At 60.8% G+C, this 6,880-nt stretch carries 7 protein-coding genes and 2 pseudogenes; 5 read left to right on the top strand and 4 right to left on the bottom strand.

The window, feature by feature from the left end:
* Positions 1-11 precede the first annotated feature (11 nt).
* Positions 12-107 (top strand): annotated as a pseudogene (locus CJZ78_RS14435) (hypothetical protein); the annotation flags it as partial.
* A gap of 227 nt (positions 108-334) precedes the next feature.
* Here CJZ78_RS14435 and CJZ78_RS08585 read toward each other — a convergent pair.
* From CJZ78_RS08585 to CJZ78_RS08575, 3 genes are read right to left on the bottom strand one after another with little or no spacing between them, the layout of a single operon-like run.
* Positions 335-1,792, bottom strand: coding sequence for an ATP-dependent DNA ligase (locus CJZ78_RS08585; protein ID WP_094560660.1), 1,458 nt, complete (start codon positions 1,790-1,792; stop codon positions 335-337).
* A complete protein-coding gene (locus CJZ78_RS08580; RefSeq protein WP_094560658.1) occupies positions 1,789-2,490 on the bottom strand; it encodes a hypothetical protein in 702 nt (233 codons plus the stop codon). Before CJZ78_RS08580 ends, CJZ78_RS08585 begins: the two co-directional genes overlap by 4 nt.
* A gap of 3 nt (positions 2,491-2,493) precedes the next feature.
* A complete protein-coding gene (locus CJZ78_RS08575; RefSeq protein WP_094560656.1) occupies positions 2,494-3,042 on the bottom strand; it encodes a hypothetical protein in 549 nt (182 codons plus the stop codon).
* Between the two features lie 232 nt (positions 3,043-3,274).
* Between CJZ78_RS08575 and CJZ78_RS08570 the strand changes: the two genes are divergently transcribed.
* The 3 genes from CJZ78_RS08570 to CJZ78_RS08560 are packed head-to-tail and all read left to right on the top strand — an operon-like array spanning position 3,275 to position 4,079.
* On the top strand, positions 3,275-3,529 hold the full coding sequence (locus CJZ78_RS08570; protein WP_233128611.1) for a BRCT domain-containing protein: 255 nt from the start codon (positions 3,275-3,277) through the stop codon (positions 3,527-3,529).
* Positions 3,530-3,571: 42 nt separating this feature from the next.
* The gene (locus CJZ78_RS08565) at positions 3,572-3,784 is read left to right on the top strand and encodes a toll/interleukin-1 receptor domain-containing protein (protein WP_094560652.1); all 213 of its coding nucleotides are present in this window, start codon (positions 3,572-3,574) and stop codon (positions 3,782-3,784) included.
* Complete coding sequence (locus CJZ78_RS08560) at positions 3,762-4,079, top strand: hypothetical protein (protein ID WP_233128610.1); 318 nt, start codon at positions 3,762-3,764, stop codon at positions 4,077-4,079. Before CJZ78_RS08565 ends, CJZ78_RS08560 begins: the two co-directional genes overlap by 23 nt.
* Positions 4,080-4,700: 621 nt before the next feature.
* Here the strand turns inward: CJZ78_RS08560 and CJZ78_RS08555 are convergent.
* Positions 4,701-5,897, bottom strand: a pseudogene (locus tag CJZ78_RS08555) (IS256 family transposase).
* A gap of 263 nt (positions 5,898-6,160) precedes the next feature.
* Between CJZ78_RS08555 and CJZ78_RS13755 the strand changes: the two are divergent.
* Positions 6,161-6,871, top strand: coding sequence for a hypothetical protein (locus CJZ78_RS13755; RefSeq protein WP_143592886.1), 711 nt, complete (start codon positions 6,161-6,163; stop codon positions 6,869-6,871).
* Positions 6,872-6,880 lie beyond the last annotated feature (9 nt).

The raw sequence follows: 6,880 nt of genomic DNA, 5'->3' as shown, positions 1-6,880 counted from the left end.
TGGGCTCGGGGATGATCCGCGGCATCGGCCCGATCTACGCCAGCAAGCTGGTTGAGGCCTTTGGTGCGGAGGTGTTCGAGGTGATCGAGCAGGCGCCGGAACGGCTGCGGGAGGTGCCGGGCATCGGCCAGGTGCGCGCCGGTCGCATCGCCCAGGCCTGGGCCGATCAGAAGGTGGTGCGCGAAATCATGGTGTTCCTGCACAGCCATGGCGTGGGCACCGCCCGGGCGGTGCGGATCTTCAAGACGTATGGCCTCAACCAAGGTGACCAGTGCTTGCTCTCGTTTGTTTTGGTCGGCATCCCTGAGGAGCCGGTAAAGTTTTGGATCGTGCATCAATCAGCTGGTTTGCTTTTTGGTTTACGGGTAGAACGCGTTGTTATTTTCTGTTGCTGCGCTGCTGCTTTTGGTGATGCAACCACCTCCTCCCAGCCCTTCTTGATGCTCTCAGCGATCAGTGCATCGGCAACAGCATTCGCTTCGGCCTCGCTGCGGGCAGTGCGCAGGGTGCGCTCCAGAGGGGTCTTGCGATCGGGGCTGTAGTCGGTGAAGTGCACCAACCAGGCAGGCCAGCCGGGCCAGGTTTCCTCCTTGCTGCTCTTCCACACCAGCAGTTTGCGCACGGCAATGCCCCCTTTGCCCGCCTTGGTCCACACCTGCCGGCGCACCGGTTCGCTGCGGGGCAGCTGGCGTGGCTCCAGTGGAGCCTGTGGATCTAGCTCCGGCAGGTACTCCTGCAGCTGGCTCAGCCGCACGTCGAGGCCATCGGCGCTCTTGTCGCTGCGGCGGCGGACGACCACCGGGTGGATCATGCTCGCCGCCACCGCATCCACGATCGGCTGCCAGCCCTCCTCTTCTGAATGGCGGAGCACCCAGCGACGCACGGGATCGCCGGCGCTGTCGTCTGTCTGCAGATCGGTGCAGCTGAGCTCTAGCACCAGCTCCGGCCGCACGAAGCGATAGAGGTTGCCGTCGCTGCTGGAGTGGCGGAAACCACTGGCACATTCCAGCGGCTCAAGGGCGGCGAGCAGCTCACGGCGCATTGCCTCGCCGGGGAAGTTGCCGCAGGCCCCCAGCAACTGGATGGTGTCGTCGTGCCGGCGCAGGCCCAGCAGCACCGAACGCACCTGATCGCTTTCGCTCACCCGGGTGGTGAAGCCCACCACCACCGCATCGAGACTGAACGATGGCTTGAGCTTGTAGATCTCGCCGGTGATGCTGCGCACCACCAGACCTTCCGCATCCCCACTCGCCACCCAGCGCTCGAGATGGGGACGCAGCTCCGCGGGCTCTTGCAGCTCCTCGGTGTCGACCACCGCCAGCTGCGGCACCGGAGGCTTGCTCAGCAAGGCCTGCAGCAGCTCCAGACGCGGGTGGTAGTCGGCCGGTGGCGGCGCACCATCGAGCTCCACCACATCAAAAACCGCATAGGCCAGCCGGTCGTGATCGCCGGCGGCCAGAGCAGCAGCCACATCCCCCACCCGCTCACGGCCGCCGTCTGCAGCAGGCACATGCAATTCACCGGCGATCACCAATGGCTGCTTGCGCCCCTTGGCCAGCGCAGCCAACCCCTTCAGCAAGGGCCCGGTCCCCATGGAGCGACCATCGCGGGCAAACAGGCGAGCTTTGCCGTTGTGGAGTTCCGCCAGCCACAGCTCGCCATCGATTTTGCGGCTCACAAAGCAGGGCGCATGGGGAATCGCCTGCAGATCGGAGGGCCGGATGGCGCGGTAGCGACCCGCCACTGCAGCTTTGTAGCGCTTGGCAATGGTTTCAAGTCGGGGGTCGGTCATGGCTTGGCGGGGGGAGCCTTGAGCTCGAGATTCGAGAGCCGCAGCAGCAGGCAATAGCCGCTGTGGTTAACGCGGCCCTCCAGAAAGGCTCGCCAGGGCAGACCATTGAGCTGCAACACCAGGGGATCTCGCGCCTTCTCGCCGGCGGCTAGCAGCACCATCTCATCGGCGGCATCCAGCTCAGCGGCGATGCCATGCAGAAATTCGTAGCTGAGGCCATCGGTATGCCACAGCTGCAGCGTGCGGCTGAAGGCAAAGCGCCTCACCGCGTCAGCCCGGCTGATGCGGGTCTTGGTGAAGCGCACCGGGATCTCCTCGCTCACGTTGGCAAAGCGGTCTTCCGGAGCCCGTCGCTCCTTTTCCTGTCCAAAGGGATCGAGAATCACCTCCACCAGATCAGGAGCCATGCGCAGGATCTGGCGGCTGCTGTCGAGGAACACGGTGTTGGTGCGCTCGATCGGGCGGCCGATCAGTTCGAGATCTAGCTCCGGATCGCCATCGATCAGCGCCTGGCCCAGCGCCTCACCGTGCTTGTCCGCCAGGGTTTCATGGGTATTGGCTTCGCCTGACGCCAGGAGGCGGCGCATGGCGACAGGCCGGCCATCGACCACCCGCTGCGGCGGGGACGGTGCCCGCACCGATACGAAGCGCAGATAGGCGTCGCGGCTGCTTGCATCGGCAAGGTGAATGGAACGCATGGCTCAGAGCATCTCGAAATCGAGTTCGTCGTCGCTTTGGTCGTCATCTTCTGGCGGGGGCGGCGCGTTGGGTGCCAGATAGCGCGGCGCGCTGGGCACTCCCACCAGCGCGAAGATCCCCTCCTTATTGGCGAGCAGGAACGCTGTCTCAGCCCGGTAGTCAGGGCGGTAATTGAAGCGAAAGCGCCAGATCTCGCCTTCGCTCAAGGCTTTGCCCAGCTGCTCATCGAGGCTTTCGGGCTCGAGCCGATAGATCGAGGCAACTGCCAGATCCAGCACCTCGGTTGCCAGTACGGGCCCTTCCAGCTGTTGCGTCTCTCCGAGGGTGGATGGCACCAGCTCGAGAGGATTGCCGTCGCCGTCACAGGCGCCGATCTTGCTGCTCTCCACTTGGCGACCATCGGGGGCGAACCAGCCTTGGGCCGTCATTCCGGCGGTGATCAGCACAAGCCCGTCGCCGGTGAGCGCAGCGCGAGTGCAGGGATTGCCGCTGCCATCCACTGGGATGCGGCGGCGGGCGCCGTACAGCTTCTGGCGCTCCAGCTTGCTCAACTGGAAGGAACTCGTTACTCCTTGGTGAGACACCACAACTGGCTTGGCCATGCGAGGAGTTGCCTGTTGACCAACCTTAAGGGAGGGATAGCTGTAGCCTTGGGAGAGTTTTATGCAAGTTTTCGATAGCGGAGACGTGACCAGCTTCTGCCTGCCTTGTCTGCTCCAGAATCAGGATCTTCTCTAACAAGACCCAGTCATGTCCGCTAAGCCCGCTTGGGACCCTCAGACCATGGCCATCACGGCAGATGCCTTCTCCGGCCTTACCGTGGTGATCACTGGAACACTCGAGCACATCGAACGCAAGCAGGCCGAGCTGCTGGTGGAACGCGCCGGCGGCAACGCCACGGGCTCGGTGAGCAGCAAGACGGATCTGCTTGTGGCCGGTGAGAAGGCTGGCAGCAAGCTCAAGAAGGCCCAAGCCCTCGGCGTTGAGGTGATCGACGAGGTGGCTTTCCTAAAACGGCTTGGCATTCAGCTGCCTTGAGGTGGCTGAGGGATGATGGTTGCCTGATTACCGGAAGCATTCATGGCTGAAAAGGACATGGCCTTAGAGCAGGTATTCATCAGCTATTCCAGTCGCAACCGGCGGATCGCTGAAGCAATCCGATCGCATCTGGAAGATCTGAATGTGAATTGCTGGATGGCACCAGAAAGCATCATGGCTGGTGAGCAAGTGGGCTCAGGCGATCACCAAAGCCATTCCGAATTGTCAGTTGATGGTGCTCTTGTGGAGTGTTGAGTCCATGCAATCAGAGCAGGTGATCAATGAATTGACACTGGCAGACCGCTCTGGAGTGATGATCCTGCCGTTTCGGGTGGATGATGTTGAACCTGAGGGGGCGTTCAAGTATTACCTCTATAAGACTCACTGGCTTGATGCCTTTGACGGCTGGAAGCAGAAGCCTGGGATCGCGGTGTCCGGTGACGCCGATCACCAGGGCAGCGGCGCCAGGGTCCTGCAGCAATCCCTGGGCCAGCAAAAGCGGCTGAGCCGAATTCATGCAGCAGCATCCTCTGCAGTGCAGGGGAAGTAACTCACCGGCTTTCGCCAGCCTCCAGCGCCTAGGCCCTCGGCATGGGACATTTGCCTGCTGCAGGGATCTTTCCTTTGACATTTGGCAGAGCCGATTTCACGGCTAGGAGCCAATGGAACAGAATTACTCGCCTGCGCGCAGCCTTCGCTCATGCTCGAGTTGCTCGCATCGCAGTGTGGTCTGTATATAGGCGAAGCGCTACCTCCTTGGCTTCATATGAACTTCTAGCCATGACTTCGCAATCAAAGCCAATGCCATTGCGCGAAAGCCGAACAATATATTTGAACATTCTTACAGGGCCTCCATGGATAATAGATGCGTAGTTGAATTTAGGTTCGGCCGCGTCCCTTTGCGTGGTGTAAAAGCCGAGGCCCGAATTCCCTGATTCAAGCGTGAACAGGGTCGAATGACGGGCTGTCATTCCAGTGGCACAGATGTCCCTCGTTGTTCCACATTGAATCAAGGCGATTGACTTGTCAAGTCTTTCACCCGGGTGGTTTGTCGGTTGTTGGCTACCGCTGAGATCTGCCGAGCACGGTCTGCGGCGGCCCCCGGGCGCTGAGAGCAGCTGCTGCGCCCTGTGTGGGCGCCGCAGCATCTCTCATCTGGGGCCTGAGACCATCAGCTGGTGATGGCCTGCGCTGCTGCTACCGCTGCCGGTAGAGCATCCAGCGCTGGAATGGCCGCCATGCTCTCGGCGGAGAACATCCGCCGGCCCTCGAGCTGCCAATGCTCGTCCTGCTCCAGCAGCACCGCCCCCACCAGGCGAGTGATGGCTGGGTCATTGGGGAAGATGCCGACCACGCGGGTGCGGCGTTTGATTTCCTCGTTGACCCGCTCGAGCAGGTTGGTGCTCCACACTTTTTTCCAGTGGTGCTGCGGGAAGTGGCGGAACGCCAACACGTCTTCTCGGGCCTCGGCCATGAGCTCAGCAGCCTTGGGGAAGCGCTCAGCCAGTGAGCTGGCCAGGTCATCCCAGCGGCTGAGGATCTCAGCGGCGCTCTCTTGGGCAAACACCGAGCGCAGGGCGGCCGTGACCATGCCCTGATGCGCTTTTGGCACCCGCTGCAGCAGGTTGCGCGCAAAGTGCACGCGGCAGCGCTGCCAGCAGCAGCCCTGGAACATGCGGCGGATGGCCTTGGTCAGGCCCACGTGGGCATCGCTCACTACGAGCTTGACACCAGTGAGGCCACGCTCCTACTGCTTCGCAGAAGCCTTTGGCTAGAGGGAGCCAATGAAGGCCTTCCAGAAGCCCTCGCTCTCGCTGTCACCCACCTGTAGGCCGAGCAGCTCACGGCGGCCGTCGGCATTGACGCCCATGGCGATCACGGCAGCTCTGGAGCAGACCTGCTGGCCCAGGCCAAGCCGGCCGTGGAGGTAGGTGGCATCGAGGAAGACGTAGGCGTAGCCGCTCTCCTCCAGCGGCCGGCCCAGGAACGCCTGCACCTGCTGGTCGATGTCCTGACAGATGCGGCTCACCTGCGACTTGGAGATGCCGCTCTGGGAACCCAGCGCCGCCACCAGGGAATCGACCTTGCGGGTGGAGACGCCACTGATGTAGGCCTCCATGATCACTGCATACAGGGCCTGATCGACCCTGCGGCGGGGCTCGAGGATCGACGGGTGAAAGCTCCCAGACCGCAGTTTGGGAATCCTCAGATCGATATCGCCGGCCTGGGTGGTGAGCAGTCGGGGCCGGTAGCCATTGCGGTAGCCAAGCCGGTCGTCGCTGCGTTCATGGCGCTCCGCGCCGAGCACGGCGGCCACCTCCAGCTCGATCAGCTGTTGCAGTCCGTGGCGCACCAGCTCAGGGATCAGCTCCCCTGCACTGCTGCCATCCAGTAGCGGCAGCAGGGAAGACGCGTCAAACTGTTACTTGGGCATGGTTCGTCTGGTTGAGGTGGTACTCGAACCAGGGAAACGGACCTGCCCACCCCTTGCAACGACTGGCGTCTGAGGAGCGGTCTGCCAGCCCCGGCTACGCCGGGGCTGGCAGACCGCTCTTACATCAATAGAGGGGACGCGGCTTGACTGCTGACTGAGCAAGGTCTAGAGTTGTGCAAGTATTTGAGCCACTAGTTATGTCCAAAACTTGGGGCGCTTGGCGTTATTACGCTCCCGGCTATCTTTCCGCGGATGATACCGAGATTGGCGAGGAAGTAATTTCACAAGCACTCTCGGCAGTCGGCTTTGGAAGCGTAGATGAATTTAATTCATCTGTAGGCGCTCATGCTCGCGGCGAACTGCCTGAAGAGCTCCAAGTAAAACTAAAAGCAATCTTTCAAGAACCAGCATATTGTGATGAGGATGTCCCTGATCAGTTGACTGTCAGTGACGGCGTTGTGGCTTCTCTAGAGGAGCCGTTGGTTCTTCAATCCCCTTTTCGGCTTGCAGACGGTCATGAGCCTTTGGAGATTGAAATCTATGCAATGAGCATTGAGGACGAAGGCGGAACATACTCCATAAATCTCCGAGCAGGCGTATCTAGTGCAAAACTCTTTGAGGTCAGAAGTACAGAGCAGGAAGGTATCTGCTCTGTCCTCATTGATAAATTGGCATCTGGAAAATCAGACGATATTGATGACAAAGATCGAGAACTTCTGAAGGCCTATCTCGACAGCAATGGCGCCAACATCGACTTGGCGGTTGATGAAGACTTCATTGAAGAGCTGGGAATCCAGGTCAGATACATGGTGGAGTCAATCGGAATCTCGACCATTCCATTCACTGACGAGGAGGGAGAGGAGATCGAGTTCTGGATTGAGGCAGAAGAGGAGATTGGCTTTAGCTAGTCATAGAGT

It is taken from the genome of Synechococcus sp. 8F6, assembly GCF_002252665.1.
Lineage (GTDB): Bacteria > Cyanobacteriota > Cyanobacteriia > PCC-6307 > Cyanobiaceae > Cyanobium_A.
This window is presented reverse-complemented; position numbering and strand designations above follow the sequence as displayed.

What these genes read in the sequence shown, in the direction of transcription:
- CJZ78_RS08580 (WP_094560658.1), bottom strand. Translation starts at nt 2,490, where the DNA reads ATGCGTTCCATTCACCTTGCCGATGCAAGCAGCCGCGACGCCTATCTG.
- CJZ78_RS08585 (WP_094560660.1), bottom strand. Translation starts at nt 1,792, where the DNA reads ATGACCGACCCCCGACTTGAAACCATTGCCAAGCGCTACAAAGCTGCA.
- CJZ78_RS08560 (WP_233128610.1), top strand. Translation starts at nt 3,762, where the DNA reads ATGGTGCTCTTGTGGAGTGTTGAGTCCATGCAATCAGAGCAGGTGATC.
- CJZ78_RS08565 (WP_094560652.1), top strand. Translation starts at nt 3,572, where the DNA reads ATGGCTGAAAAGGACATGGCCTTAGAGCAGGTATTCATCAGCTATTCC.
- CJZ78_RS08570 (WP_233128611.1), top strand. Translation starts at nt 3,275, where the DNA reads ATGGCCATCACGGCAGATGCCTTCTCCGGCCTTACCGTGGTGATCACT.
- CJZ78_RS13755 (WP_143592886.1), top strand. Translation starts at nt 6,161, where the DNA reads ATGTCCAAAACTTGGGGCGCTTGGCGTTATTACGCTCCCGGCTATCTT.